The following is a 26950-nucleotide window of genomic DNA, read 5'->3' on the forward strand; positions in this document are numbered from 1 at the left end:
TTCAATTTTTTAAAATCTTATCCTAAACTCATAGCAATATAACTGACTTGAATGGATTATTTGCTTAATGCGTAATACCTGTTATCAATTCAGTGGTATTTTTGTGTTCAATGTATGGGGATTGGCGCGCAACTGGCTCGAAGCGCAGTTATTTTAGTCGTCTAGGTAGCATTATGAACTTCAAGCTGGAAAACTTACTGGTTGAACTAGAGCTGTATTTGCAAAAGGCGGAGGTGAGATCGTCTCGGGCAGAATTAGAGCGCTTGATCAGTGATGACTTTTTGGAGTTTGCCGCTTCAGGATGCAGCTTTGGCAAGCGTGAAGTGTTATCACGCCTGCCAGATGAAAGGGCTCCATTAATTGAAACTAGCCACTTTGAAGTTCGAGAGCTGAGTGAAGGTGTCTGCCAGGTTTTTTACCGCGCTAAGCTAAAAAAAGCAGATGAAAACATCACCAACTTTTCTATGCGCAGCTCAATCTGGCGCAAGCATAAGGAGGTGTGGCAAATGGTGTTTCACCAAGGCACACCTTGTCGACCATTTTGATACATTGCCCCATCTTTAAATAGATTTATGCTTGTCCGTTCCAAATTATTTTTCCACAGCCCGTTAAGTCATATCCACCTAATGTAGCTGCTAATTGCTGTGATTGGGGTTCGGCTAGTAAGTTGAATAAGCGCTGCAACTGACGTCTAAAGTAGATCCCTTGCGGCATAACAAAGTCAAAAGATTCTGTCACTAACGGCACGAAGCTCAAACCACTTTCAAGTGCAACTGACTGACAGCCAAAGCCTATATCTGCGTCATTACGGGCAATGTATCCAGCTAATTCCCGCTCACTTTGAGCAACTAGGTTTGAGTTTAACTGCTCAAATGTCGCGCCTTGCTTCATTAACCACTGCTCCAAATGCTGCTGACTACCAGCCCCCGCTTGTCTTGCGACCCAGCGCCAAGACTGTTGGGATATTTTGTCCAACTCTTGACAACGATGATGCATATCCGAGCGCATCATCAACCCTTGTTTACGGGTATAGCCATGCACCATCACCCATTGTTGGTGGTTTGCATAGCCTTGCAGCAATGCAGGATGGCGCACGCCGCGCTCTTCAACACTACCCCAGTGCAGAGTACACACATCGGCATAGCCGCGAGAGAGTAAATCCAAGCCTAAGCGTGAGCCAGTAGAGCTGTAACTAATTAATTCACTCTTACCGACTTGTGACATCATCCGAGCGACTAACATGGATAACAGAGGATCATCGCTGCCTGTTATATGCATTCGGTCTGAGAGCATACCGCTATGGCAAGAGTCCATCACCCAACGGTCAATTAATATTTTAGGGAACAGCCACTTGCCGGTTATTTTCGTCGCAGGTAAAATTCGGTCATTCGCCATGGAATAGACTTTTTTCTCATTCAGATCTAAGTATTCAGAGACCTGGCGTGCGCTCATGTAGATAAGCTCTGTAGGCTCAGTCATTGTGATTCCTTGTGGCGAAAACCGTTGTTGCTTGTTGATGTGAGTGATTAAATTGCATCAAATTCAATGTTTTCAGCACCGTTATAAACCAAGAAGTGACGGCCTTTGGCTCGGGCGATCATAGTGATCCCAAGCTTCTGTGCGAGTTCAAGCCCCATTTGGGTTGCACCACTTCGCGAGAGTAATACTGGGATCCCCATCTTGGCGACCTTAATAACCATCTCTGAAGTTAGCCGTCCAGTTGTGTAAAATAGCTTGTTATGACCAATATCTTGCTTGAGCCACATCTCGCCAGCCAATGTATCAACGGCATTATGGCGACCAACATCTTCTACAAACCCTTTAATTTGGTCACCTTGGCATAAACCGCAACCATGCACAGCTCCGGCATTCTTGTAGGTTTCGTTATAGGCACTGATATTTTTAAGTAGGCTATAAATCATGCTTTGCTTTATTTGTGGTGTAGGTAGGTTTATCTCATCGAGGCCGGCCATGAAGCCACCGTATACCGTACCTTGTCCGCAGCCTGAGGTGACTGTTTTTTCTGATAGTTTTTCATCTAAGTCATCGGTCTTCTCGCTGGTTAAAATAGCAGCTGAGTTAACATCCCAATCGACAATGACTGATTCTAGTTGACTTAAGTCTGATATAAAGCCCTGATTTTTAAGATAACCTAATGAAAGTGCCTCAGCTCTAGCTCCCAAGGTCATTAAGGTTACGATAGGGCGCCAATTCAAATAAACAGTCAGTGGACGCTCACAAGCAATAAATTTATCGACCTGTTCGCCCTTTTCATTGACGGCTTTGACCGCAATAGTTAGCGGTACTTCGGTGTCGGTTTTGATCAAAGTTGGGTTGCTCTTGTTTGCTGTCATAAGACCCGTCATCAGTTATGGAATTTTAGTTGCTGTTATTGATAAGCAATATCTGTACCTAATTTTAGGTGGTTATAAGTTAGCTACAGATCACACTTATGACGTCGAGGTCGTCCATTTATGTCCTATTGTTGATTGCGTTCTGGACAAAATGTCCTAATCTTTGGTGGGAATAGTTGATCTAGTTCAAATTATTATCTTGTTATTGTGTGGCACACATATTGCTTCACTAGAGGGGTATCTATTTAGTTGGACTGCCAACCAGGCAGCCATCTCAGGCAAGACGGAGACTGAATGCAACATACCGAAAGCCAATGGCCAATGTACGTTTCTCTGAAAAAGATTGAGAAGCAAGTCGGAAGATGGACCTCTGTACAGTGGGAAGTCGACCAAATGCTTCCTGCCACTCACGCTGCACCAGAAGGCGCAAAACTCGTCTTGCTTGAGCTGCATAAAGACGAGCGCGGTAGCTACCGTATCAATATCGACATGGATAATGCCATGTTATATATCGTTTGTGACGAAACTCTTGAGGGGGATTGGATCCCCGCGGCTATCTCTGCTGACCAGAATGTCGCTGCAGGCTGCCTCGAGGGTGATACCCCAGTGCTTAACATTCCTATGCCACAAGCTATCGCATGCTGGATTGAAGCATTTATTACTCGCCACGGTGAAGTTGAAATTCGAGCCCATCGTCGTCAAAAGCATGTGAATCGCCGTAAGAATGAAGGCCCGAGCACCAACCATTTTGCAGGTAACTCATGAGTGGCCTACTGTCGCGCTGGAATTTGCGTCGACAAAAAGTTGAGCAGGAAGCTGAAGCTGACATAGAACCCCCCGTTGCTGTTGAAGCGAAGGTCGAGACCGAAGATGCTGCAATTCCAGCAACGCCCTCTGCAGAAAGTTCTAGCGGAGACGTTGTTGAGTCTGATGAAGCGCAGCTACTTACTGCAGAGGACTTACCGGATCCTGAGAAAATTGAAGTGGGTGGCAGTTTTGCTAGCTTCATGGGAGCTAATGTTGATCCTGCTGCTAAGTCTGCAGCCTTAAAAGCATTATGGAAACAGCCGCATTATAGCGAAATCGATGGTTTGCTTGAATACGCCCTCGATTACAGTAACCAGCCCAAACTCTCTGCCGATGTATCGGCGGAACTGGCAAAGAAAGTATTCCGCCATGTTGTTAAAGATAAAGACGATGAGGAGGAGAACGAAGAAGCTTTGGCACTTGAGTCAGATGAGATGACCAGTACCGAAGAAACTGTTCAAGTTGAAGCTGTTAGCGATATCGAGACGGTATCGGACATTTTGGACGAGGATGATGAGCTACTGTCCCAAAATGAACCAGAACACCATGATGACACTAATAACAAAGTTGTTTAACGTCACTATAGAGTGTTTTTAATTCCACAAATTTGGTATGTGAATTGCTGTACTTAAGGTAAAGCTGGCGCATTAAATTAGCGCAATATAATTAAACAGCGACTCTACGTACAGAAACAGCCAAAGAACTGTTCAGGAACGCAATGTGAGCAATCGTGAAACACAAGTTGGACTCAAAGAGGTTCGACAACAGGTCCTTGCTGGAACGCAGGTTATTCAAAACCTAATTCCACCGACCGTAAGCTACACCACCGAGGGCAATGTGCTCGTAATCGGGCCAGAAGATTTGGCTCGCCTAGCAGCCGACAAATTGTCTCATATGGGCAAGTGTGCCATTTTGGCTAACGAAGCCATCACAAGCCAAGATGAAGCTCATCTAGAGCAGGTGATGAATGCGGCTGAAGATGTTGAGAGCTTTTACAACAAGCTTATTGAGATAAAAGGCTTTCTCGGTCAATTCCAGGTTAAAGTCGAAAACGAAGACAGTAACGCTGATTTAAGTGTTGTTGCGATTCGTAAGGCGCACTTCGATCTTATCCTCGATTTAAGCATGAGTCCCTGCATCAACTTAGAGATGCTACCGCCCGGTTACTTCTACGTTGGTCAAGATGAAGCTAAGTTAGCTGAAGCATTAGCGCAGTTGCCGGATCTTATCGGTGAGTTTGATAAGCCGCGTTATATCAAGGTCAACAGTGAGATCTGTGCTCATAGTCGCAATGGCAACGAAGGCTGCAATCGTTGTTTGAATTTCTGTCCAGCAGATGCGATTGCCAGCGTTGAGAAAAAAATCGAAATCGATCCTTATCTCTGTCACGGTGCGGGTAGTTGTACGAATGCATGCCCTACCGGCGCAATTAGCTACGACCTGCCAACACCACAATCGATGCATAACTACCTTAATAAATTGGTGACACGCTTTCGCTCACAAGCACAAGTGGCTCCAGTGGTGCTATTTCATGATATTGGCAAGGGTGCAGACTTAGTCACTGACCAACTTGCGGGCGAAATCATTCCTGTAGAGATGGAAGAGATTACCGTAGCTAGCATTGATCACTGGATGTCGTCACTGGCATGGGGCGCACGCCAAATTTTGATCCTTAATACGGACGCTACTGCGCCAACACTAACCCAGATGCTCAATGGTGAACTTGCGTTAGCTAATGACATTCTTGATGAGATGGGTCAGCCACGTCGTATTAGTTTAATCACTGAAAATCATCTAACAGAAGCAGGCGCAGACGAACTGTCTGAACTGCTAACCACGAGTGCTAGCTGGCCAGTGATTGTACCTGCTGAATTTAGCGCGACGACTAAACGCGAGACAATTTATGCGGCGGTTGATCACTTAAATGAGCAGGCGGCTTCAGTTGATACCTGCTTATCTCAAAGCAATATCCCTTATGGCCGAGTTAGCGTCAATACAGAGAGCTGCACCTTGTGTATGTCTTGTGTGGCAACCTGTCCTACTGGCGCATTAACCGACGGTGGTGACTTACCTGCACTACACTTTGTTGAGCAAGACTGCGTGCAATGTGGTTTGTGTGAAGCGGGTTGTCCTGAAAAAGTGATTAGCTTAACGCCTCAGGTTAATTTCGATAAGGCTGCACGCCAAGAACGTCAGACCCTACATGAGGAAGCCCCGTTTGAATGTGTTACTTGCGGCACACCGTTCGCAACGCAATCCATGGTCAAGCGGATGTTAGAAGTGGTAGGAACCCACAGTGCCTTCAGTGCCAACACAGAGCGTTTAAAAATGTGTGGCGACTGTCGAGTAAAAGATATGTTTGAAGACATTCTTCAAGATCCTGAAAAGCAACTGCGATAAGAGTTTAGCCATGACCGAATTAGTAAGAGAAGTTTCAGAAAATGACCAGCTAAGAGCCGATATCTATCAGTTACTAGCTGCACTATTACGTCGCCAGCCAAGCACCGAATTATTGCAGTTCTTAGCAGGCTTAGATATTGACGCTAACGATGATAGCGACATGACTAAAGCTTGGGTTGGACTCAAGTTGGCAGCAGAGCAATTCACATCTGAGCAGCTAGAGGATGAATATTTCAATATCTTCCTCGGCGTGGGCAGTGGTGAAATCCTGCCATACGGTAGCTGGTTCATGACAGGTTCGTTGATGGACAAGCCATTAGCACTGTTACGTAACGACCTTATGCAGCTCGGTTTTGAGCGTGAAGAGGAAGTTAAGGAGCCAGAAGATCACGTTGCTGCGTTATGCGAAGTGATGGGTACCCTAATCTTAGAAGCGCCTGGTTACCGCCAATTAGCTTTCTACCAACGCCATATGGGCAGCTGGATTGCCCGTTTTTGCGATGCTTTAGCGAAAACACCGAGTGCAGCGTTTTATGCCACGGTAGCGGAACTTGCCAAAGCATTTTTTGTTATCGAAGCCAATGAATTTGAACAGTTAAGTTTAGATATTCCAGTTAATTGCCCTGGCAGTGAAGCGGAAAAGATTGAACCAAGCACTAATGAGTTGGCTTCTTAAGCCACTGTCAGTGCAAGCGGTATTTATGCCTGCTAAGCAATTCGCTTGGCAGGTGTAGGCAAAAACAGGGAGTCATCCCTACCTTAATCGAGTGATGCGTTTAGTTACCTAAACCAATCATCTCAATATCTGTAATCCAAAGGAGACACTATGAAGAAGCAAGCTTCCGACATGGGTCGTCGTCAATTGCTAAAAGCATTGGCTATCGGCAGTGCTGCTGGCGTTGTGGCCACAGCGAGTGGTCAAGCGATGGCAGCGACACCTGAAGTTGCACCTGCAGCTAAAGGCGACGGCTACCAAGAGTCCGATCATGTTCGTAGTTATTACGCCTCGTTACGCAGCAAGTAAGCGTTTCGTAGTCAATAATTAAAGGAGAGTGTGTGATGCGATTAACCCGCAAAACAGACCAAGCAGCTACAAGTACTAAGGCTGTCTTAGGTTTAAACCGCCGTCAATTCCTCAAGTCTGCGAGCCTCGCGACAGGTGGTATTGCTGCGGCATCAATGCTTGGCGCAGGAATGATGCGTAAAGCAGAAGCTAAAGATGTCCCATACAGCGCACCAACTGAAGTAAAACGTACTATCTGTTCTCACTGTTCAGTGGGCTGTGGTATTTATGCTGAAGTGCAAAACGGTGTCTGGACCGGGCAAGAGCCTGCATTTGACCATCCATTCAATGCTGGTGGACACTGTGCAAAAGGTGCTGCACTACGTGAACACGGCCATGGTGAGAAACGTCTTAAATACCCAATGAAGCTTGAAGGTGGTAAGTGGAAACGTCTTTCATGGGATCAAGCCATTGAAGAAGTTGGCCAAAAAGCGTTAGATATCCGCAAAGAGTCAGGTCCAGATTCAGTTTTCTTCATGGGCAGTGCTAAGTTCTCAAATGAACAAGCCTATATGTATCGCAAATTTGCTGCGATGTGGGGCACTAACAATGTCGACCACTCTGCACGTATTTGTCACTCTACCACTGTAGCCGGTGTTGCAAACACTTGGGGTTATGGTGCGCAAACCAACTCTTTCAACGATATTCGCAATGCAAAAGCCATGATGTTCATCGGCTCAAACCCTTGTGAAGCTCACCCAGTTGCAATGCAACATATTTTGGAAGGTAAAGAGCGCGGCGCGAAAATCATCGTTGTCGACCCTCGATTCACCCGAACTGCAGCTAAGTCTGACGAGTTCGTGCATATTCGTCCAGGTACGGATATTCCTTTCATCTATGGTCTGTTATGGCACATTTTTGAAAATGGTTGGGAAGACAAGACCTTTATCGCTCAGCGTGTTTACGGTATGGAGCGTATCCGCGAAGAGGTTAAGAAATTTGACCCTGCTGAAGTTGAAAATGTTGTTGGTGTGCCGAAAGAGCAGATGTACCGCGTGGCTAAGCTTTTAGCTGAAACTAAGCCAGGTACTGTTGTGTGGTGTATGGGTGGTACTCAGCATCACGTAGGTAATGCTAACACTCGTTCATACTGTATCTTGCAGTTAGCCCTCGGTAACATGGGTGTGCCAGGTGGTGGAACTAACATTTTCCGTGGTCACGATAACGTACAAGGGGCAACCGATTTCGGATTGCTGTTTGATACATTACCTGGCTACTACGGTTTGAAGACCGGTTCTTGGAAGCATTGGTGTAACGTTTGGGACTTAGATTATGAGTGGGTGAAGAACCGCTTCGATCAAGAGCAGCGTCTCGGCCAAGATCCTATGACTTCTACAGGTATCCCATGTTCACGTTGGCATGATGGTGTACTTGAAGACAAATCTAAGATTGCTCAGAAAGATAACATTCGTATGTCATTCTTCTGGGGCCAATCAGTTAACACTGAAACCCGTGGTCGTGAAGTGCGTGAAGCATTGAACAAGATGGATACAGTGGTGGTTGTGGATCCATTCCCAACAATGGCGGGTGTGATGCATGAACGTACTGATGGCGTTTATCTATTACCTGCATCAACTCAGTTTGAAACTTACGGTTCTGTGTCGGCGTCTAACCGCTCACTGCAGTGGCGTACACAAGTTATTGAACCGCTATTCGAGTCTAAGCCTGACCATGTGATCATGTACAAGCTTGCTAAGAAATGGGGTATCGAAGGTGAATTCTGTAAGAATATTAAAGTGAATGGTGATGAGCCATTGATTGAAGATATGACGCGTGAATATAACCGTGGTATGTGGACGATTGGTTACACAGGCCAAAGTCCTGAACGTTTGAAGATGCACCAAGAAAACTGGGGCACCTTCGATATTAAGTCACTTGAAGCTCCAGGTGGTCCAGCGAAAGGTGAAACTTACGGTTTACCTTGGCCTTGTTGGGGTACACCAGAGATGAAACATCCTGGTTCGCAGATCTTGTACCGTACAGGCCGTGAAGTTAAAAACGGTGGTGGTAACTTCCGTGCACGTTATGGTGTTGAGCATAACGGTAATAACATTTTGGCTGAAGGCTCTTACTCGAAAGGCAGTGAAATCCAAGATGGTTATCCAGAGTTTACCGACAAGATGCTTAAGCAACTTGGCTGGTGGGATGATTTAACCGCTGAAGAGAAAGCGGCCGCTGAAGGTAAGAACTGGAAAACTGATATTTCCGGTGGTATTCAGCGTGTGGCAATCAAGCATGGTTGTATTCCTTACGGTAACGCCAAAGCGCGTTGTATCGTGTGGAACTTCCCTGATGATATTCCACTGCATCGTGAACCACTTTATACGCCACGTCGTGACTTGGTCTCTAAGTACCCAACTTACGAAGATCGCATGGTTGCACGTCTACCAACCCTTTATAAGTCTATTCAAGACAAAGACTTTGCTAAGGACTTCCCACTGGCAGTGACAACGGGTCGACTCGTTGAATACGAAGGTGGCGGTGAAGAAACGCGTTCTAACCCATGGCTTGCTGAACTACAGCAAGAGATGTTTATCGAAATCAACCCTGCTGATGCAGCTGATCGCGGTTTACGTGATGGTGATGATGTGTTCGTTCACAGTCCTGAAGGGGCGAAAATCACAGTTAAGGCGATGGTAACTCCACGAGTTATCGCTGGTGAGTGTTTCATGCCATACCACTTCGCAGGTGTATTCGAAGGCAAGAGTCTAGAGAAGAACTACCCAGAAGGTACGATTCCCTACGTTATTGGTGAAGCAGCCAATACTGTAATGACTTATGGTTATGACGTTGTGACTCAGATGCAAGAGACTAAGTCTAGCTTGTGTCAGATCAGCAAAGCCTAATTAACTTGATGAGGAGATAAGCCATTATGGCAGTCATGAAATTCTTATGTGACACCAAACGCTGCATCGAGTGTAACGGTTGTGTCACTGCTTGTAAAAACGAAAACGATGCCGCGCTAGAGTGGGGCATTCAACGTCGCCGTGTAGTTACCATCAATGATGGTGAGCCAGGTGAAGCATCAATTTCAGTGGCATGTATGCACTGTACTGATGCACCGTGTATGGCAGTCTGTCCAGCAGATTGTTTCTACCGCACTGAAGATGGCATTGTTCTACACGATAAAGATACTTGTATCGGTTGTGGTTACTGCTTCTATGCATGTCCTTTCGGAGCGCCTCAGTTCCCTAAGAAAACTGCATTTGGTAGCCGCGGAAAAATGGATAAGTGTACTTTCTGTGCCGGTGGCCCAGAAGAGACACATTCAGATGCTGAGCGCCAGAAGTATGGTGCTAACCGTATCGCCGAAGGTAAATTACCTATGTGTGCAGAGCTTTGTGCAACCAAAGCACTGTTAGCGGGTGATGCCGGTGTAGTATCTGATATTTACCGTGAGCGTATTGCTGCTAGAGGAAACCCTGGTGCGATATGGGGTTACACCCCAACGACTGGCTAGGGCTGAATAGGGTTATACACTTTAGTGTATAACCCAATTAAGGAGTGAATATGTCTATGAAATCACTGCGCAGCTTGTTCGCAATGCTAGTCATCCCGCTCGTGTTATCGATGGGGCTGGGATTGAGTGCATCAGCAATAGCAGCGGATGATCAAAATAGCCAACAGCAAGCGGGTAAAACCAGCGAAGCTGATCTTTGGCGCGCGGTAAAAGCGGGTGACTCAGGTTTTACAACGGCTCAAGGTATTGAGCCTGGTGTACTGATCAACGTTGTTGGTAACCAAGGTAAAGATGTTAGAAACGAGTATTTAACTCCAGTAATGGGGATCGCCGTTGTCGGTGTATTTGTAGCGTTTCTATTTTTCTATCTAGTGAATGGCCCTTCTAAACTTAGTAAAGGCTTTTCGGGTAAAATGGTTCTGCGTTGGACTAAAGCCGACCTTTGGATCCATTGGGTGATGGCATCATCTTGTATGGTTCTGATATTTACTGGTTTAAATATCATGTTAGGCAAGTATGTATTGCAACCTTATATCGGAGAAGGTTTTTGGGCTGCGCTGATATACGGTAGTAAAACAATACATGATTGGGCTGGACCACTATTTATAGTGTCTTGGGTCTTATGTGTTGTGAAATGGATGCCGATGCAAACCTTCAAAATGTATGATTTAAAATGGTTCCTTGTCGTTGGTGGTTACATCAATTTCGGCCCATTTAAAGGTCAACATCCTGATAGTGGATTTGCTAACGCTGGTGAGAAGATGTGGTTCTGGTCATTAACTATATTCGGCTTATTTATTGCCGCTTCTGGATTAATGTTGGTATTGCCAGGTCTTGATCTACCGCGTGAAGCTTCAATGGCTGCACTGTTGATCCATGCAATTAGTGCCATCATTATTATCGCCTTTACCATTGTCCATATTTGGATGGCAACAGTGCTGAGTGAAGGTGGTATGGAGTGTATGGTATCTGGTTACTGTGATGAAAACTGGGCTGCGCAGCACCACAATGTTTGGTACGACGAAATCAAAGAGAACAACTCTATTGTCTATAAAGATTAATTAGAGCTCGTTGATAAAAATGCCTCGACAGTGTCGAGGCATTTTTGTTTTTTCCAATGTAAAAAATCGGATTTGTCTTGAATAATAATGGCATTGCCAAGTCGACGTATTAGCGTGAAAAACTCACCCAGAAATCACTCAATTACCGCCCTTAATCATCGATTATTTTCAGTTATTATAAGTGAGTCATTTTAAGCCATATTTGCTGTTTAAGTTTGCCTGATTTATTACCCCATAAAATGAGTCGATAGGCTATTAATTAGTAATCATTCTCAGTTATTACCGTTCAATAACTTGCTGTAGTTGTTACATTTTGTTAAACATTTTTTGCACTACTATAGCGTCAACTTTAGCGGCGTTTATCAGTCTGCTTTTGACAAACATGTTCTGCTTAACACTTCTTAGTAAATCTGCTCATATCCGCCATTTTTACCCTGTTTAGATCAACTTTTATAACAACATTTTTCTTTATATTTAGCGGGCAATTTGTTGGGTGTTTTTTATCGATGGATATGGTCCATTTTTTAAGGTCACTTATTAACATGCTGTTAACGCGGCAGACGTGGCAAAAAGTATAAAGCACCTTGATATATAACCAGAGTATTCCGTTCTACCAGGAGTAAAGATGAAGAAGCAACAGCCTGATCTGAACCGCAGATCTTTGCTGAAAGCGCTCACCATTGGTGGCACCGCAGGTGTCGCAATCGCCGCAACAGGCGTGAGTGTAGCTCAAGCAAGTGAAAACAATGTCAGCACTAAGAGTGCAAATGGCTATCAAGAAACTGCACACGTTCGCAGTTATTACAATAGCTTACGCGGCTAGTTTAGGAGAATTTAAGCGATGCAATTAACTCGCAAATCCAACGCGGCACCTACTGTAGAGAAAAAAACTCTAGGTATTAGCCGTCGTCAATTTATGAAGCATGCTGGTATCACATCTGGTGGTATTGCTGCAGCTTCGTTACTGGGTACAGGCATGATGCGTAAAGCAGAAGCCAAAGATATCCCACATGATGCACCAACTGAGATCAAGCGTACTGTATGTAGTGCTTGTGCTGTCGGTTGTGGTTTATACGCAGAAGTACAAAACGGCGTATGGACAGGTCAAGAGCCAGCTTTCGACCACCCATTCAACGCAGGCGGTCACTGTGCTAAAGGTGCTGCACTACGTGAACATGGTCACGGTGAGAAGCGTCTTAAGTACCCAATGAAACTTGTTGATGGCAAGTGGAAGAAACTATCTTGGGAGCAAGCTTTTAACGAAGTTGGCGACCAAATGCTAGATATCCGTAAAGAGTCTGGTCCAGATTCACTTTACTTTATGGGTAGTGCTAAGTTCTCGAACGAAGGCTGCTACATGTACCGTAAATTTGCGGCTATGTGGGGCACAAACAACGTCGACCACTCTGCACGTATTTGTCACTCTACCACGGTAGCCGGTGTTGCTAACACTTGGGGTTACGGTGCGCAAACTAACTCTTTCAACGATATCCAGAATGCGAACGCAATCTTCTTCATCGGTGCAAACCCGGCTGAAGCGCATCCAGTTGCGATGCAGCATATCTTGATCGCGAAAGAGAAAAACAACGCGAAGATTATTGTTGTTGATCCACGCTTCTCACGTACTGCAGCGCACGCTGACCTACATTGTGGTCTACGTCCTGGTACTGATATTCCATTCATCTACGGTATGCTTTGGCATATCTTCGAAAACGGTTGGGAAGATAAGACATTTATCGAGCAACGTGTATTCGAAATGGAATCAATTCGCGAAGAAGTGAAGAAATTCCCACCTAAAGAAGTGGCGAACATCACAGGTTGTAGCGAAGAAGAAGTTTACCAAGCAGCTAAGATGATGGCCGATAACCGTCCAGGTACTGTTGTTTGGTGTATGGGTGGTACTCAGCATCACGTGGGTAATGCTAACACTCGTGCTTACTGTATCCTTCAATTAGCGCTAGGTAACATGGGCGTTAAAGGCGGCGGAACAAACATTTTCCGTGGTCACGATAACGTACAGGGCGCAACTGACTTAGGTCTATTGTTCGATACGCTACCTGGTTACTACGGTCTTAAGACGGGTTCTTGGAAACATTGGAGCCACGTTTGGGATCTAGAATTTGATTGGGTTAAGAACCGCTTCGATCAAAACGAATACTTAGGTCGCGTTCCAATGAACACCCCTGGTATTCCTTGTTCTCGCTGGCATGACGGTGTTTTAGAAACGCCTGAAAAACTAGCGCAGAAAGATCGCGTTCGTATGGCATTCTTCTGGGGCCAATCAGTTAACACTGAAACTCGTCAACGTGATGTGCGTGAAGCACTAGACAAGATGGACACTGTAGTTGTTGTGGATCCTTTCCCAACAATGGCGGGTGTTATGCATCGTCGTCAAAATGGTGTTTACCTGCTACCGGCTGCTACTCAGTTTGAAACTGAAGGTTCAGTATCTAACTCTGGCCGTAGCCAGCAGTGGCGCGAGAAGGTTATCGAGCCATTATTCGAATCTAAAACTGACCTTGAGATTATGTACCGTCTTTCTCAAAAGCTTGGTTTTGCTGATGAATACACTAAGCGTATCGCTAAAGATGCAAATGATGTACTTGTGATTGAAGACATTACTCGCGAAATTAACCGCGGTATGTGGACAATTGGTATGACAGGTCAAAGCCCAGAGCGTCTTAAAATGCACACCCAAAACTGGGGTACATTTAGCAACAAGACTCTTGAAGCTGCAGGGGGTCCTGCTAAAGGTGACACTTACGGTCTACCTTGGCCTTGTTGGGGTACACCAGAGCAGAAGCATCCTGGTACTCAAATTCTGTATAACACACATAAGCATGTGCTTGAGGGTGGTGGTAACTTCCGTGCTCGTTACGGTGTGGAATACAAAGGTGAGAACTTACTTGCTGAAGGTAGTTTCTCTAAAGGCGCCGAAATCCAAGACGGTTACCCAGAATTCACCGCTGATATGCTTAAGCAACTTGGCTGGTGGGATGACTTAACAGCGGCTGAGAAAGCAGAAGCTGAAGGTAGAAACTGGAAGACCGATATCTCTGGTGGTATCCAACGTGTTGCTATGAAGCACGGTTGTATCCCATACGGTAACGCTAAAGCGCGTTGTATTGTTTGGACTTTCCCTGACCAAGTACCTGTTCACCGTGAGCCGCTTTACACGCCACGTCGTGATCTTGTGTCTAAGTACCCAACATATGACGATATGCAAGTTCATCGTCTACCGACGCTGTACAAGTCAATCCAAGAGAAAGACACTGCAGCTAAGTACCCACTAGGCCTGACTTCTGGTCGTCTAGTAGAGTATGAAGGTGGTGGTGAAGAGTCTCGTTCAAACCCATGGTTGGCTGAACTTCAACAAGAGATGTTTGTTGAAATGAACCCTGCTGATGCGGCTGATCGCGCAATCCGCGACGGAGACACAGTATGGTTAGAAGGTGCTGAAGGTGGTCGTATTAAGATCAAGGCAATGGTCACTCCACGCGTTAAGCCTGGTGTAACTTGGATGCCTTACCACTTCGCGGGTGAGATGCACGGTGAAAGCCTTGCGCCTAATTACCCTGAAGGCACTGTTCCTTACGTTATCGGTGAATCAGCTAACACTGCATTGACTTATGGTTATGACCCTGTGACGCAGATGCAGGAAACCAAGGCATCGCTTTGTCAGATCGTTAAAGCGTAATTGCAGAATTAGCTAGGAGAATTGCCAGAATGGCTACAATGAAATTTTTATGTGATACCAAGCGCTGCATCGAGTGTAACGGTTGTGTCACAGCATGTAAGAACGAAAACGACTCTGCTCTTGAGTGGGGAATTCAACGTCGTCGCGTAGTGACTATTAATGATGGTGAGAAAGGCGAAGCGTCTATCTCAGTAGCATGTATGCACTGTAGCGATGCACCTTGTATGGCTGTTTGTCCTGCAAACTGTTTCTACAAGACCGAAGACGGCATTGTACTGCACGACAAAGATACTTGTATCGGTTGTGGTTACTGTCTATATGCTTGCCCATTTGGTGCGCCTCAGTTCCCTCAAGGCGGCGCATTTGGTGCTCGCGGTAAGATGGACAAGTGTACTTTCTGTGCTGGTGGTCCTGAAGAGAACCATTCTGACGCAGAGCGTCAGAAGTACGGTGCAAACCGTGTTGCAGAAGGCAAGCTACCTATGTGTGCCGAACTGTGTGCAACTAAGTCGCTACTAGCGGGTGATGCTGAAATTGTTTCTGCAATCTTCCGTGAGCGTGTTGCATACCGTGGTTCTAAAAACGCAATCTGGGGTTAATTAACTTAGGTTAATAACTTCCAAACCTACTGCTTGTTGGCTCAATTCATTGGGCCAACGGGGAGTAACAGAGGACGTATTATGAACAAATGGTTTAAACAGATAGGTATTGCGATTGCACTGTTATTCAGTGTTACTGCATTTGCCCATGATGGTGCTGAGCACACGCATGACGGACAAGCAACTGAAGGCCAAATTTGGTCGCAGTTAAAAGCCGGTGCTGAAGGTCGTACAACTTCAACAAGTGAGTTCCACGCTCAGCCAATCAACACCTATGACTTACGTGTTCTTGAACTGCGTAGTGATATTCTTGCTCCAGCGTTAATGGCTGCCCTTTTCGGCATGATCATTATCTTTGTACTGTTTATCAAAGTGAACGGCATCTCTAAGTTGCACGGTGGCTTCTCAGGTAAACTGGTATATCGTTGGTCTAAGTTTGACGTGTCTATTCACTGGTTGGGTGCTATTCCGTGTCTGCTATTGATTTTGACCGGCTTAACACTGCTTGCTGGACGTTTCTTCTTCCAGCCTTATATTGGTGAAGGTCTTTGGTCTAACCTAGTCTACGCTGCGAAGCAGGTGCATGACATCATGGCGATTCCGTTCATGATTGGTTGGGCGTTGATGACTGTACTTTGGGCTAAAAACCAATTGCCTAAAATGTACGACATCAAGTGGATGATGGTTGTTGGTGGTTACATCAACTTCGGTCCATTCAAAGGCAAGCATCCAGATGCTGGTTTTGCTAACGCTGGTGAGAAATTATGGTTCTGGGCTTTTGCTGTATTTGGTCTAGTGATCTCTGCGTCAGGTATGTTGCTACTATTCCCGAACTTGTTCGAGCCTAGCCGCACATTAAGCCTGATTGCACTGATCCTTCACTCTGTCAGCGCTATCATCATTACAGCTTTCTCAATCGTACATATCTTTATGGCTACGGTTATGTCTGAAGGCGGTATGGAATGTATGGTTTCTGGTTACTGTGATGAAACTTGGGCAAGCCAACACCATAATCTTTGGTTCGATGAGATCAAAGAGAACGGAACACTTAAATATAAAGAGTAATCTTTTGAGTATTTAAGGCTTGATCTGCAAACACCTCAGTCGATTTAATCACTGAGGTGTTTTTGTATGTGGCGTATTAATATTAGTACTGTCTATTTTATGAGCCTTTGCTAAAGTATGACTTACTTAACAAAAAGCTATACATTTCCTTGATAGGAAACGGTAACTTATAACCAAATCACGTTTTGGGGTGATTTAAAGTGTTAATTTTGCTCTCCGCTGGTTCAATTCGTTCAGCCTCATTTTAATTTTGAACAGCCATCTTTGATAGGAAACTTTATGTCTTCAATTATTTTGCCTGATAGTGCTCAACCTTATAACGCCAATATCACTACACCTGATTGGATGATTAGTGGTATGGAAAAGGTGATGCAGTTCTATGTGGACCGCAATCTAAGGCTAGATACTATTTCTGCTGAGATGATGCCGAATCCAGTAGAAGGTAAGAAATACATGCTGTATGCCCATGTTCCTTTCTGTCATACCTTGTGCTCATTTTGTACTTTCCACCGTTTCCTATTTAAGGAAGATAAGGCGCGCGCTTACTTTATCTCTTTACGTAAAGAGATGGATATGGTGAAAGCCTTAGGTTATGACTTTGAGTCTATGTATATCGGTGGTGGCACCACCACGGTATTGGAAGATGAACTAGCACGCACTATTGAGCATGCTAAAAAACTATTCCCAAGTATCAAAGAGGTTTCTTGTGAATCAGATCCACAGCACTTAGACAGTGATGGCTTTAAACAGCTTGAAGGCTTAGTTGACCGTATGTCTATTGGCGTACAAAGCTTCAATGATGACATTCTTACCATGACTGACCGAATCGAAAAGTTTGGTTCAGGACAACAGACATTTGATAAAATCATGGCAGCTAAAGAGCTGTTTCCAATTATCAACGTCGATCTTATTTTTGGCTTTAGAGGCCAGACTGACGAAGTGATCCAGCAAGACCTCGATATGGCATCTAGGCTCGATCCACGTCAAATTACCACTTACCCACTGATGATTACTCACCAGACTCGTAAGAGCGTGAAGGGCAAACTTGCTGCTCCTCATGGTGATATGGTGCGTCAATATCGTCAAATTCTAAATAGCTTGAATGGGCAGTACAACCAACTTTCAGCTTGGGCTTTTGGTAAAACCAATGACGAAGGCTTTGATGAGTATGTAATTGATTATGATGAATACTTAGGTGTAGGCTCTGGTTCATTTAGTTTCTTGGATGACACGCTTTATGTTAATACTTTCTCTTTGAAAAAGTATCAAGAGCGGGTTGCTAGTGGTCATATGGGGGTTGAGCAGCAGAAGAATTATGGTCGTAAAGAGGTGATGCAATATCGTTTCTTACTCGGTATGTTCTCTGGCCGACTTTCACGTAAGTATTTCCGCGAAACCTTTGGCGTTAATCTTGATACTGCACTCTTTAAAGAGATGACCTCAATGAAAGCGATTGGTGCGATCAAGAATGATCCGATGGATCCTGACAACCTTATTGTTACCGATAACGGCAAGATGATGGGTTTGTTGATGATGAAAGAGTTTTACTCTGGTATGGATAACGTCCGCGCTCAGCTACGCAAACCACTTCAAGAGAGTGATATGTAGGTGGAGTGCTAACCTACAAGGCTGTAGTTCTTTAGGGAACAAAATTGTTAGCGGTAAATACAGCGATGTATTTGCTGCTTTTTTGTATGCCAACCGATTATTCTTGCAATGCAATTTGCTGCTCTAACTTGGCGATATCCTCCCTGATTTGTACGATATAGGTATCGGTATACTGCATCTTTTCAAACTCATAAAGGCAGGCTTTATAGCGTTTTAGACGAGTCTCGAGCGGTTCTTGGAACTCCGTGAGTTCATCCATACTAATAATTGAGTCCATTCAACTATCCTATTACGTTGGGATGCCACCATAATACACAGCTACGCTGCGATCAGGCCTATAACTGTAAGTATAGTTAAAACGACTGAGTTAGCAGAAAAGTTTGATAAAACTTAAATACTAGTACTTTCTGCTGCTTAGAGCATCAATGAGTGTTGATGCTTAGCTGAAGCTATCTTGTTGCGCACAAGGTTTTGAGATATATCTCACAAGAAAAGGTGGATAATCACATTGAATGATGAGGGGCGTAATCGGTTACGATGATATAAAAATTAAAGAGAGCGGCATATCACTTGGCGCGCCAATATAAATCTCTTACTATCAAGTTATCGCATGCTAATACTGAGTCGTCATGGCTAATATTTTACTTGTTGCAAACTTAAACAGTGATCGTATTTTTAACCTCAATAAGCCACTAAAAACGGGTGGTCGCTTTCATTATAAAGATGGTGGTCAGCGGCTAGGTGGTGGCGGTGCGAATACTGGTATTGGCCTTGTTTGGGCTGGGCACCAAGTGACCTTAGTGACAGAGGTTGGTCGCGATGAAGTTGGAGATTGGTTGCTAGCTGAGGCAAGCACTCAAGGGATAAACTGTAGTCTGATCCAGCGTCGATCTGGGGCAACCAATGAGATGTTATTGATGATGACTCCTGATGGAGAGCGCACCATTATACGTCCTGAACGTCCTATCTTTGAACTACCTATTCCGCCCAAATGGGATACGGTAGATGCGTTTTATATTAACTCATCTTCTGAAGGTGCTGCTAGTTGGGCCAAAACTGCGATTGAACATTGTTGGGTAGTGGCTCAGCTTGCTAAAGATGAGCGAGCTAGACCTTGTCATATTCTATTGGCGTCACTCAGTGACATGCAGGGACGCTGTGAAGTGCCACCGTGGCAGTTTGCGCGATCAATTGCCGGGGGGAGTTTACAGTATTTTATCGTCACTGATGGCGAAAATGGCGCAACATTATATAGCGAGAAACAGCAGCAGCTCGTTGCGGCGCTACCAAGCCGTGTTGTCGATACTACAGGTGCTGGAGACGCTTATGCTGCTGGGCTTATCAATGGCTTAGTGAATAAGTTGACCATTATTGAATCAATGCATGAGGCTTCAATCTGGTCTAGCCATGCCGTGGCTTGTGAAAGCTCTATACCCGGAAAGGGATTAAAAGCTTATCTAACGACTTAGGACTCAGTAATATTTTTGTTATCTATATCAAGCCGGTGATTTTAAAAACTAACGATTTACTGCCTGGGATAGTTCTGTGCTGATCTTGCTCTAATTAACTGAAGAGATGGATCATCTTCAAAAAGTTTCAATGTGCCATATTTGTAATAATCAATGCGGGCAAAGTGCTTTTCGGGTAACATTCACAGTTAATTAACAAGTGCTGCTTGTTTGAGCGAGTTCAATTATTAATTGTGTGAAGTGAGCGTAGTATGGGTCATAAGGTATGGAACGATAAAAAACGGTTTATCTGGATCTTAACTGTGTTGTTATTAGGTGCTTTTGTCGTTACCAGTGGCATCAGCTATCAAGTTGCACATGACTCGCTAAGTGAACAGATCGAAGAGAATACCTTACCGCTCACCAGTGATAATATCTATTCAGAAATCCAACATGATTTGCTCAAACCCATCTTTATTTCATCTCTAATGGCGCAGGACACTTTCGTGCGTGACTGGACGTTAGAGCAGGAACAAACGCCCGAAAAACTGGTGCGTTACCTGAAAGAGATCCAAGACAAATACGGTACCGTAACGAGTTTTTTTGTATCAGAATCAACCCGTAATTATTACCACTCCAGCGGTGTGCTGAAAAAGATTGATGATATCGATCCCAATGATGCTTGGTACTTCAGGGTGCGCTCACTACCAAAATCTGAGAGTTACGAAGTTAACATTGACCAAGACACAGCCGATCGTAATCGTACTGTTATCTATGTCAATTATAAGGTATTCGACTTTGACGGTAACTTTATTGGTATTACCGGCGTAGGCTTGGCGGTAGAAAGCGTTAAGAAGATGATTGAGCTGTATCAAACACGTTATAACCGCAGCGTATATTTCACTGATAGGCAGGGAAATATCACTTTGCACAGTAAAGGTTATGCTGGTGGAGATACGTTGCAGAGTACGCCAGGACTTGAGATGTTAGCGACTCGGGTGCTAACCAGTCCAAGTGCTTCTTTTTCTTATCAACGAGATGGTAAAACGATCTACCTTAATAGTCGTTTAGTTGCTGATTTCAAATGGTACCTATTGGTAGAGCAGGATGAAACCATGGGTAAGCAGAAGCTGCTGACGACCTTCTGGGCAAACTTAGGCGTGAGTATCTTTGTTACGCTGGCCATTTTATTGATTGCCAATCTGACCTTAGGTAAATATCAGCGCAAACTGGAGTTAATGGCGTCTACCGATAAGCTTACCGGGGCTGCAAATAGGCAGGCATTTGAGGAGTATTTTAGTCGCTCTTTGGCGCGTTCAGTATTGGACAGTACGCCAATGTCGGTGCTGTTAATGGATATTGATCATTTTAAAGCAGTTAATGATCAGCATGGGCATAATATTGGTGATCTGGTGATTAAGACCGTGAGCAACATGCTTAAAGCGGAGCTCCGTGAGGAGGACTTACTGTGTCGTTGGGGCGGAGAAGAGTTCTTGATTTTGTTGCCTAATATCGATTTAAGCCACGGTTGTGATATTGCCGAGCGGATTAGAAAATCGGTAGCTGAGCGCCGTATTCATGTTAACGGCTGCGAAATTAACGTGACGATCAGTAGTGGTGTTGCTGAGCACCGGGCATCAGAAAAAGCTGAAGAGTTAATTAACAGGGTTGATATCGCACTGTATCAAGCTAAAGAGCAGGGCAGAAATAGAGTGGTACTTTCTTATTAATCCATTGATAGTGGCCAAGAGTGCTCGGCTGGAGCTACGACAGTTTTCGGCGGCTGACGCAGAAGGTTTCTATCGACTTAATAAGGACCCTCAAGTACTCAAATATACTGGCGATAATGCGTTTGCAGATATAGCTGATGCCGCTCGTTTTATTCGAGATTATGACCAGTACCGATTGCATGGTTTTGGTCGTTGGTCGCTTTATTTAATTGAGACGCAAGAGTACATAGGTTTTTGCGGTTTAAGTCGGCTCAACGTTATGGCGGATGTTGATCTCGGTTTTAGAATCGCACGTCAACATTGGCGCCAAGGCTATGCTACTGAGGCTGCGAAGGCGGCAATTTTGTTAGCTCAAAAACGCTATGGCTTAAGCCGTTTGATTGCTCGAGCCAAGCTTGATAATCTCGCTTCAATCTCTACCCTGGAAAAGCTCGGTTTTATTGCTACCGCAAATGTTGGTAACAAAGATAGCTGGGAGCACTTCTGTTTAAATATCGATGATATTGTAGATAGTGGTAGTGTTAGCATCGTTTAAGTTTTTCTAGGATTAATATTAATGACACCTCAAGTATTGGTAAAGCAGATTTCCGGTTTGTATTGCGGTTCAAGTATTGTTGATTTGGGTGTTGTACAGTCGGCTATTAATCAAAAGTCAGCAGTGAGTCAGTTAGTTGTGGGTTCTGAACATGTGGAAGGGGATGCACAAGCTGACCCTAAGCATCATGGCGGTCTTGATAGGGTGCTGCACCATTTCCCGCGTGAACATTACGGCCAGTATCGTCGCTGGGACCTTATATCAGGTTTTAAAGATGCGCCAGCGATGGGCGAAAATATCAGCACTGTTGGACTCGATGAGCACCAAGTAAATATCGGTGACATTATTCAAATAGGTGAAGTAAAACTGCAGGTGACTCAGCCTCGCTCACCCTGTTTTAAGCTAAACCTACAATTTGACCACCAAGAGTTTGCTTTGGCGATGCAGCAAAGTGGCCGCTGTGGCTGGTTTTACCGTGTGCTGGAGCCAGGAACTATACATGCGAGCGATACGATTACGCTGTTAGAGCGTTGCTCTGATATCAGCATTGCCGAAGCGATGCATATCTACTTTTTACCCGAGTTTGATGCGGTTCAGTATCAACGTTTAGCAGATTGTTCGGGACTAGCCGCTTCTTGGGTGAGCAGTTTACAGCGCCGCATCGATAATAATGCCATTGAAGATTGGCAAATGCGCTTATATGGCGTACAACAAGCTTAGTTTTTATTAATCATTTCAAGGAATAGAATTGTGACACAAGATGAAAAGAACATGGGGATCGTCGTTCATTTAGCTAGTTTCTCCGGCTATTTGATCCCGTTTGGCAGTATTTTAGGGCCATTAATCGTTTGGTTAATGAAGCGAGATGAGCTGCCATTTGTTGATAGCTGCGGTCGCAACTGCTTAAATTTTAAAATTAGCATCGCAATCTACGCGATGATCAGCGCTGTTTTAATGTTGGTTGGTATCGGCTTTATTTTGCTGGGCATTATCGCGATTGTAGATATTGTATTTACTATTATCGCAGCGATGAAAGCCAGTGAAGGTGAGAGTTATAAGTACCCAATGTCGATTAACTTTATTAAGCCTCGCTCATAGATATGCCATTGCCTATCGATAGGGTTCGATAGGCAATAACGGTCTTAGCGCTATACTTTAAAATTAGCCACTAATGAGTCGAGTCTATGTGCTAGTTGGGTCAATGATTGACTCGCCTGCGCAGCATCTTCAGCAGTATCGGCAGTGCGCTGAGTGATATCATTAATATCACTGACGTTACGGTTAATATCTTCCACTACTGTAGATTGCTCTTCAGTGGCAGCGGCAACTTGAATATTCATATCACTAATAGAACCAATGCGTTCGCTAATGCCAGTGAGCGACTGGCTGGCTTCATCAACAGCATTCACCCCTTCAATTGAACGAGAACGACTCTTCTCCATCGCTTCAACCGCACGGCTAGCTTCCGCTTGTAGCTTATCGATCATGACTTGCACTTCGTTGGTTGATGTTGCTGTGCGTGAAGCAAGGTTGCGCACTTCATCTGCCACTACGGCAAAACCACGACCGGCTTCACCCGCTCGAGCGGCTTCAATCGCTGCATTCAGCGCTAGTAGATTAGTTTGCTCCGAAACTGCTCTAATCACGTCAAGAATACTTTCGATAGACTTAGTATGGGTTGCGAGTGATTCAATCACTTCACCCACTTGCTCAACATCATTGGAAAGCTGACTAATAGTCTCTCGAGCTCGAGTCACTACCACTTGGCCATTGTTTGAATCGGTATCAGCCGCTCTGGCGGTATCGGCTGCTTGGGCAGCGTTACTGGCAATTTCGTTAACCGTCGCCCCCATCTCGTTAATTGCCGTAACAACCATGATGGTTTGATCTTTCTGTTGCTGGCTATCCTCTAGCGTACGCTGAGCTTGATGAGAGACGTCAATTGCTGAAGCGCCAAGTAATTTGCTGGTATCGGCAACTTCAATCACCGAGGCTTGAATTTTGCTGATGAAGCTATTAAAGCCTTGTGCCAATTGCGCAAGTTCGTCATTGCCATCTACAGGTAAGCGTTGACGAAGATCGCCTTCACCTTCACCAATGTTGTGCAGCATGTCTGCTACTTTTGCGATTGGGCGGCTGACAGAGCTGGCAACTAAACTAGATAGTGCGATAAACACTGCTGCAATCAGCGCAGTCCAGATTAGGATTTTATAAGCAGACTCTTCAAGCAGTGAGAAAATCTCGCTTTCGGGTACTTGTGCCACTAAGTACCAGTCCATTGATGGGATATAGCTACTGGCAATGAACATCTCTTCGCCATTGACACTGGTTTTTAATAGATTGAAATCAGTGCGCTGCATTAAGCTAGAGGTGTCAGTATCACGGTATAGATTATTAAGGCTCATCTTGCCAATTTGGCTAGTATCTTGATGTAGCTTTACCTCTCCTTGGCTATCGATTAAGTAAACAAAACCTGATTGCTCAATTTTGAATGATCTTAATAGCTGCACCATATCATCCAGTGACTTACCTAAGCCCACAAGTCCTCGGCCATTAGGTTGCTGGTAATTAATAAACAGCTTCACATCACCGTTGGCTTCGGTGAAAACGTTAAGCATTTTCTCTTGCCCGCTGTTCTTGTAATCAAAGAACCAAGTGTCTTGTGTTGGAGTGAGAACTCTCAAAAAACCATCTTGTGTGTAGTAGGCTGCCGTTTCTCTATCGGCAAACGAGGCTTGGGCTAAGCCGTATTGACGGCTGACATCATTAAGTTGATTGACCACCAAAGCTTCACCGGCGGCAGGACGACCATCAGCGAGCCATTGCAGAAACATGCGGTTATTGGCGAGTTGCTCAGCAGCATTCATCAAGGTTGATATATTGAGCTCAATTTTATTGCGAATTTGCGCCAACATACTGGGCATTTCAGAGGTCAGCATTCTCTGCTCTACCACTTGTTTAGCGCTTTGCTGGCTAAGTATGCCAACAAGGGCGGTGGAGAGTAATACTGTTAACGTAACAGTGAGTAGAACCTTCTGTTTAATGGTGAGCATATTCAGTTTCATAAAAATTCGATCGCCTAAAGCAGCCGTGATTAATGGAATTTGTTGGTAGCAGATCCGTCGCAAGGCTAGCGAAACCTTTTCGGCTTAGCTTAGTGAAGATGGATCTATTTTGTAACGTGTAGGATTTAAGGCAGGTATCTGAATTTCAGTTTGAAATTATTACTCTTATATTAGCGCTGCGGATTATGTCTACTTTTTGTTATGTTCGCAACTAAAAATGCACACCAAATGGTGTGCATTTTCTCTTTATTCAACAATCTGTAAAATTATCAGATCGTTAAAAGGTTACAGATTTTATGTCAATCTCAACATCTACATGTTGGGATAGTTAGGACCGCCACCGCCCTCTGGAGTTACCCAGGTAATGTTTTGGCTCGGATCTTTGATATCACATGTCTTGCAGTGAATGCAGTTCTGGCCATTGATCACAAATTTCTTTTCACCAGCATCTTCAATGATTTCATAAACCCCCGCAGGGCAGTAGCGCTGTGCAGGTTCATCAAACTTCACCAAGTTCACATCAATTGGGATACGCGCATCTTTTAAACGTAGATGGCAAAGCTGGTCTTCTTCATGGAAAGTATTGGATAGATAAACCGAAGACAGTTTATCGAAACTTAATTTTCCATCAGGTTTAGGGTAATCAATTTTGCTGTAGGCGCTTGATTCAGCCATCTGTGCATAATCAGGTTTCTCGTCTCTAAGGGTGACGGGAAACTTTCCACCAAACCAGTTTTGATCGACGAAATTGAAGGCGCCACCAAGGTAGGTACCAAACTTATGCATCGCAGGGCCGAAGTTACGCGAGCAGTACAACTCCTCTTTTAACCAGCTTTCGTCAAAGCGGTCTTGTAAGCAGTCAAGATCTTTACCCGCATCAACTCCAGCCAACATTGCCTGAGCTAATGTCTCTGCAGCCAACATGCCGCTCTTCATGGCGGTATGGGTGCCCTTAATCTTGGCAAAGTTCAAGGTGCCTGCATCACAACCAATAATCATGCCGCCTGGAAAGGTCAGTTTGGGCAGTGAATTTAGGCCGCCCTTAGTAATTGCCCGAGCACCATAGGAAATACGCTCGCCACCAGTTAGTGTTTTTGCAATTACAGGATGGGTTTTATAGCGTTGAAATTCATCAAATGGACTCAGGTGTGGGTTGGCGTAATTGAGATCAACAATTAAGCCCACCGCAATTTGATTATCTTCAAGGTGATACATGAAGCCACCACCAGATGCGCCTTCAGTTAACGGCCAACCGCCAGTGTGGACAACTTTTCCTAGCTCATGTTGCTCACTGGGTACGGTCCAGATCTCTTTAAAACCAAGGCCGTAATGTTGTGGTGTTTTACCGTTATCGAGTTGGAATTTCTCAATCAGTTGCTTGCCTAAATGGCCGCGGCAACCTTCACCGAATACGGTATATTTGGCATGTAGCTCCATGCCAGGCTCATAGCCATCTTTAGGTTGGCCATCTTCGCCAACTCCCATATCACCGATTTGAATGCCTTTGACACTACCATCTTCGTTAAATAGTAGTTCGCTAGCGGGGAAGCCAGGGAATACTTCGACACCGAGCTCTTCAGCTCGCTCTGCTAGCCAACGGCATAGGTTGCCAACACTAATAATATAATTGCCTTCGTTGTGCATGGTTTTAGGCACTAACGCATTGGGCATGGCACGGGAATCACTCGCTGAACTCAGCATGTGAATTTCGTCTTGGGTGACGGCAGTGAGCAGTGGTGCGCCAGTGGTTTTCCAGTCATCAAATAGCTCGCCTAATACCTTAGGCTCAAACACTGCACCGGAGAGAATATGCGCTCCGACTTCTGAACCTTTCTCTACCACACAAACAGTTAACTCTTGGCCACTGTCTTTAGATATTTGCATTAAACGACATGCTGCTGCCAATCCTGAGGGCCCTGCACCCACGATTACAACATCGAATTCCATCGATTCGCGTTCCATCAGTTCACCTTCCTTTACTCCCCCGATGAAATACAGAATGGCAAAAATGCTTGCACTGTAAACGGGTGTTTTATTGTTTTAACTCACCTTACCTGA

24 protein-coding genes are annotated in these 26950 nt (G+C 44.8%); 19 read left to right on the forward strand and 5 right to left on the reverse strand.

Annotated features, from left to right (window positions below; all coding sequences use genetic code 11):
- Window positions 1-173: 173 nt before the first annotated feature.
- Window positions 174-545, forward strand: a complete 372-nt coding sequence (locus L2730_RS16535; RefSeq protein ID WP_248975606.1) for a nuclear transport factor 2 family protein — start codon at window positions 174-176, stop codon at window positions 543-545.
- Window positions 546-570: 25 nt separating this feature from the next.
- Here L2730_RS16535 and L2730_RS16540 read toward each other — a convergent pair whose 3' ends face one another.
- Together L2730_RS16540 and L2730_RS16545 are read right to left on the reverse strand one after the other, a co-directional pair.
- Window positions 571-1479, reverse strand: a complete 909-nt coding sequence (locus L2730_RS16540; RefSeq protein ID WP_248975607.1) for a substrate-binding domain-containing protein — start codon at window positions 1477-1479, stop codon at window positions 571-573.
- Between the two features lie 47 nt (window positions 1480-1526).
- The gene (locus L2730_RS16545; RefSeq protein ID WP_228371094.1) at window positions 1527-2354 is read right to left on the reverse strand and encodes a formate dehydrogenase accessory sulfurtransferase FdhD; all 828 of its coding nucleotides are present in this window, start codon (window positions 2352-2354) and stop codon (window positions 1527-1529) included.
- A 294-nt stretch (window positions 2355-2648) separates the two neighbouring features.
- Between L2730_RS16545 and L2730_RS16550 the strand changes: the two genes are divergently transcribed.
- The 13 genes from L2730_RS16550 to L2730_RS16610 all read left to right on the forward strand — a co-directional run bounded on the left by L2730_RS16550 (window position 2649) and on the right by L2730_RS16610 (window position 18114).
- Window positions 2649-3119: a DUF3305 domain-containing protein gene (locus L2730_RS16550; protein ID WP_220737183.1), complete on the forward strand. Its 471-nt coding sequence runs from the start codon at window positions 2649-2651 to the stop codon at window positions 3117-3119.
- Complete coding sequence (locus tag L2730_RS16555) at window positions 3116-3736, forward strand: DUF3306 domain-containing protein (protein WP_248975608.1); 621 nt, start codon at window positions 3116-3118, stop codon at window positions 3734-3736. The genes L2730_RS16550 and L2730_RS16555 overlap by 4 nt, the downstream gene beginning before the upstream one ends.
- 145 nt (window positions 3737-3881) lie before the next feature.
- The gene (locus L2730_RS16560) at window positions 3882-5561 is read left to right on the forward strand and encodes a 4Fe-4S binding protein (protein WP_248975609.1); all 1680 of its coding nucleotides are present in this window, start codon (window positions 3882-3884) and stop codon (window positions 5559-5561) included.
- Window positions 5562-5571: 10 nt separating this feature from the next.
- Window positions 5572-6237, forward strand: coding sequence for a TorD/DmsD family molecular chaperone (locus tag L2730_RS16565; protein WP_248975610.1), 666 nt, complete (start codon window positions 5572-5574; stop codon window positions 6235-6237).
- Between the two features lie 150 nt (window positions 6238-6387).
- A complete protein-coding gene (locus L2730_RS16570; protein ID WP_202287348.1) occupies window positions 6388-6585 on the forward strand; it encodes a twin-arginine translocation signal domain-containing protein in 198 nt (65 codons plus the stop codon).
- A gap of 35 nt (window positions 6586-6620) precedes the next feature.
- Entirely contained in the window at window positions 6621-9470 is a 2850-nt protein-coding gene (locus tag L2730_RS16575; RefSeq protein ID WP_248975611.1) for a formate dehydrogenase subunit alpha, read from the forward strand.
- 26 nt (window positions 9471-9496) lie between these two features.
- A complete protein-coding gene (fdh3B, locus tag L2730_RS16580; protein WP_248975612.1) occupies window positions 9497-10084 on the forward strand; it encodes a formate dehydrogenase FDH3 subunit beta in 588 nt (195 codons plus the stop codon).
- Between the two features lie 50 nt (window positions 10085-10134).
- The gene (locus L2730_RS16585) at window positions 10135-11145 is read left to right on the forward strand and encodes a formate dehydrogenase subunit gamma (protein WP_248975613.1); all 1011 of its coding nucleotides are present in this window, start codon (window positions 10135-10137) and stop codon (window positions 11143-11145) included.
- 625 nt (window positions 11146-11770) lie between these two features.
- Window positions 11771-11968, forward strand: coding sequence for a twin-arginine translocation signal domain-containing protein (locus L2730_RS16590; RefSeq protein WP_101090110.1), 198 nt, complete (start codon window positions 11771-11773; stop codon window positions 11966-11968).
- Window positions 11969-11986: 18 nt separating this feature from the next.
- A complete protein-coding gene (locus L2730_RS16595) occupies window positions 11987-14842 on the forward strand; it encodes a molybdopterin-dependent oxidoreductase (RefSeq protein WP_248975614.1) in 2856 nt (951 codons plus the stop codon).
- A gap of 29 nt (window positions 14843-14871) precedes the next feature.
- Window positions 14872-15441, forward strand: a complete 570-nt coding sequence (gene fdh3B / locus L2730_RS16600; RefSeq protein ID WP_220737173.1) for a formate dehydrogenase FDH3 subunit beta — start codon at window positions 14872-14874, stop codon at window positions 15439-15441.
- 81 nt (window positions 15442-15522) lie between these two features.
- Window positions 15523-16506, forward strand: coding sequence for a formate dehydrogenase subunit gamma (locus L2730_RS16605; protein ID WP_248975615.1), 984 nt, complete (start codon window positions 15523-15525; stop codon window positions 16504-16506).
- Window positions 16507-16785: 279 nt separating this feature from the next.
- On the forward strand, window positions 16786-18114 hold the full coding sequence (locus tag L2730_RS16610) for a coproporphyrinogen III oxidase family protein (RefSeq protein ID WP_248975616.1): 1329 nt from the start codon (window positions 16786-16788) through the stop codon (window positions 18112-18114).
- A 97-nt stretch (window positions 18115-18211) separates the two neighbouring features.
- Here L2730_RS16610 and L2730_RS16615 read toward each other — a convergent pair whose 3' ends face one another.
- The gene (locus tag L2730_RS16615; RefSeq protein ID WP_248975617.1) at window positions 18212-18391 is read right to left on the reverse strand and encodes a hypothetical protein; all 180 of its coding nucleotides are present in this window, start codon (window positions 18389-18391) and stop codon (window positions 18212-18214) included.
- Window positions 18392-18743: 352 nt separating this feature from the next.
- Between L2730_RS16615 and L2730_RS16620 the strand changes: the two genes are divergently transcribed.
- The 5 genes from L2730_RS16620 (at window position 18744) to L2730_RS16640 (ending at window position 22925) form a co-directional block, all read left to right on the forward strand.
- The gene (locus tag L2730_RS16620; RefSeq protein ID WP_248975618.1) at window positions 18744-19583 is read left to right on the forward strand and encodes a PfkB family carbohydrate kinase; all 840 of its coding nucleotides are present in this window, start codon (window positions 18744-18746) and stop codon (window positions 19581-19583) included.
- A 251-nt stretch (window positions 19584-19834) separates the two neighbouring features.
- Entirely contained in the window at window positions 19835-21292 is a 1458-nt protein-coding gene (locus tag L2730_RS16625) for a sensor domain-containing diguanylate cyclase (protein ID WP_248975619.1), read from the forward strand.
- Window positions 21293-21302: 10 nt separating this feature from the next.
- Window positions 21303-21827, forward strand: coding sequence for a GNAT family N-acetyltransferase (locus tag L2730_RS16630; RefSeq protein WP_248975620.1), 525 nt, complete (start codon window positions 21303-21305; stop codon window positions 21825-21827).
- 21 nt (window positions 21828-21848) lie between these two features.
- Window positions 21849-22547: an MOSC domain-containing protein gene (locus tag L2730_RS16635; protein WP_248975621.1), complete on the forward strand. Its 699-nt coding sequence runs from the start codon at window positions 21849-21851 to the stop codon at window positions 22545-22547.
- 51 nt (window positions 22548-22598) lie between these two features.
- Window positions 22599-22925, forward strand: a complete 327-nt coding sequence (locus L2730_RS16640; protein WP_248975671.1) for a DUF4870 domain-containing protein — start codon at window positions 22599-22601, stop codon at window positions 22923-22925.
- Between the two features lie 50 nt (window positions 22926-22975).
- Here L2730_RS16640 and L2730_RS16645 read toward each other — a convergent pair whose 3' ends face one another.
- Window positions 22976-24892 carry a methyl-accepting chemotaxis protein gene (locus tag L2730_RS16645; protein WP_248975622.1) on the reverse strand — a complete coding sequence of 639 codons (1917 nt, stop codon included), beginning with the start codon at window positions 24890-24892 and terminating at the stop codon, window positions 22976-22978.
- 312 nt (window positions 24893-25204) lie between these two features.
- The gene (locus L2730_RS16650; RefSeq protein WP_248975623.1) at window positions 25205-26854 is read right to left on the reverse strand and encodes an electron transfer flavoprotein-ubiquinone oxidoreductase; all 1650 of its coding nucleotides are present in this window, start codon (window positions 26852-26854) and stop codon (window positions 25205-25207) included.
- Between the last annotated feature and the right edge of the window lie 96 nt (window positions 26855-26950).

This window comes from Shewanella kaireitica (genome assembly GCF_023284045.1).
In the GTDB taxonomy this organism is placed as follows: Bacteria; Pseudomonadota; Gammaproteobacteria; order Enterobacterales; family Shewanellaceae; genus Shewanella; species Shewanella kaireitica.

Coding starts and splice junctions, on each gene's coding strand:
- L2730_RS16635 (WP_248975621.1), top strand. CDS start 21,849: ATGACACCTCAAGTATTGGTAAAGCAGATTTCCGGTTTGTATTGCGGT.
- L2730_RS16605 (WP_248975615.1), top strand. CDS start 15,523: ATGAACAAATGGTTTAAACAGATAGGTATTGCGATTGCACTGTTATTC.
- fdh3B (WP_248975612.1), top strand. CDS start 9,497: ATGGCAGTCATGAAATTCTTATGTGACACCAAACGCTGCATCGAGTGT.
- L2730_RS16545 (WP_228371094.1), bottom strand. CDS start 2,354: ATGACAGCAAACAAGAGCAACCCAACTTTGATCAAAACCGACACCGAA.
- fdh3B (WP_220737173.1), top strand. CDS start 14,872: ATGGCTACAATGAAATTTTTATGTGATACCAAGCGCTGCATCGAGTGT.
- L2730_RS16565 (WP_248975610.1), top strand. CDS start 5,572: ATGACCGAATTAGTAAGAGAAGTTTCAGAAAATGACCAGCTAAGAGCC.
- L2730_RS16570 (WP_202287348.1), top strand. CDS start 6,388: ATGAAGAAGCAAGCTTCCGACATGGGTCGTCGTCAATTGCTAAAAGCA.
- L2730_RS16645 (WP_248975622.1), bottom strand. CDS start 24,892: ATGAAACTGAATATGCTCACCATTAAACAGAAGGTTCTACTCACTGTT.
- L2730_RS16535 (WP_248975606.1), top strand. CDS start 174: ATGAACTTCAAGCTGGAAAACTTACTGGTTGAACTAGAGCTGTATTTG.
- L2730_RS16640 (WP_248975671.1), top strand. CDS start 22,599: ATGGGGATCGTCGTTCATTTAGCTAGTTTCTCCGGCTATTTGATCCCG.
- L2730_RS16615 (WP_248975617.1), bottom strand. CDS start 18,391: ATGGACTCAATTATTAGTATGGATGAACTCACGGAGTTCCAAGAACCG.
- L2730_RS16585 (WP_248975613.1), top strand. CDS start 10,135: ATGTCTATGAAATCACTGCGCAGCTTGTTCGCAATGCTAGTCATCCCG.
- L2730_RS16610 (WP_248975616.1), top strand. CDS start 16,786: ATGTCTTCAATTATTTTGCCTGATAGTGCTCAACCTTATAACGCCAAT.
- L2730_RS16595 (WP_248975614.1), top strand. CDS start 11,987: ATGCAATTAACTCGCAAATCCAACGCGGCACCTACTGTAGAGAAAAAA.
- L2730_RS16555 (WP_248975608.1), top strand. CDS start 3,116: ATGAGTGGCCTACTGTCGCGCTGGAATTTGCGTCGACAAAAAGTTGAG.
- L2730_RS16575 (WP_248975611.1), top strand. CDS start 6,621: ATGCGATTAACCCGCAAAACAGACCAAGCAGCTACAAGTACTAAGGCT.
- L2730_RS16540 (WP_248975607.1), bottom strand. CDS start 1,479: ATGACTGAGCCTACAGAGCTTATCTACATGAGCGCACGCCAGGTCTCT.
- L2730_RS16620 (WP_248975618.1), top strand. CDS start 18,744: ATGGCTAATATTTTACTTGTTGCAAACTTAAACAGTGATCGTATTTTT.
- L2730_RS16550 (WP_220737183.1), top strand. CDS start 2,649: ATGCAACATACCGAAAGCCAATGGCCAATGTACGTTTCTCTGAAAAAG.
- L2730_RS16650 (WP_248975623.1), bottom strand. CDS start 26,854: ATGGAACGCGAATCGATGGAATTCGATGTTGTAATCGTGGGTGCAGGG.
- L2730_RS16625 (WP_248975619.1), top strand. CDS start 19,835: ATGGGTCATAAGGTATGGAACGATAAAAAACGGTTTATCTGGATCTTA.
- L2730_RS16590 (WP_101090110.1), top strand. CDS start 11,771: ATGAAGAAGCAACAGCCTGATCTGAACCGCAGATCTTTGCTGAAAGCG.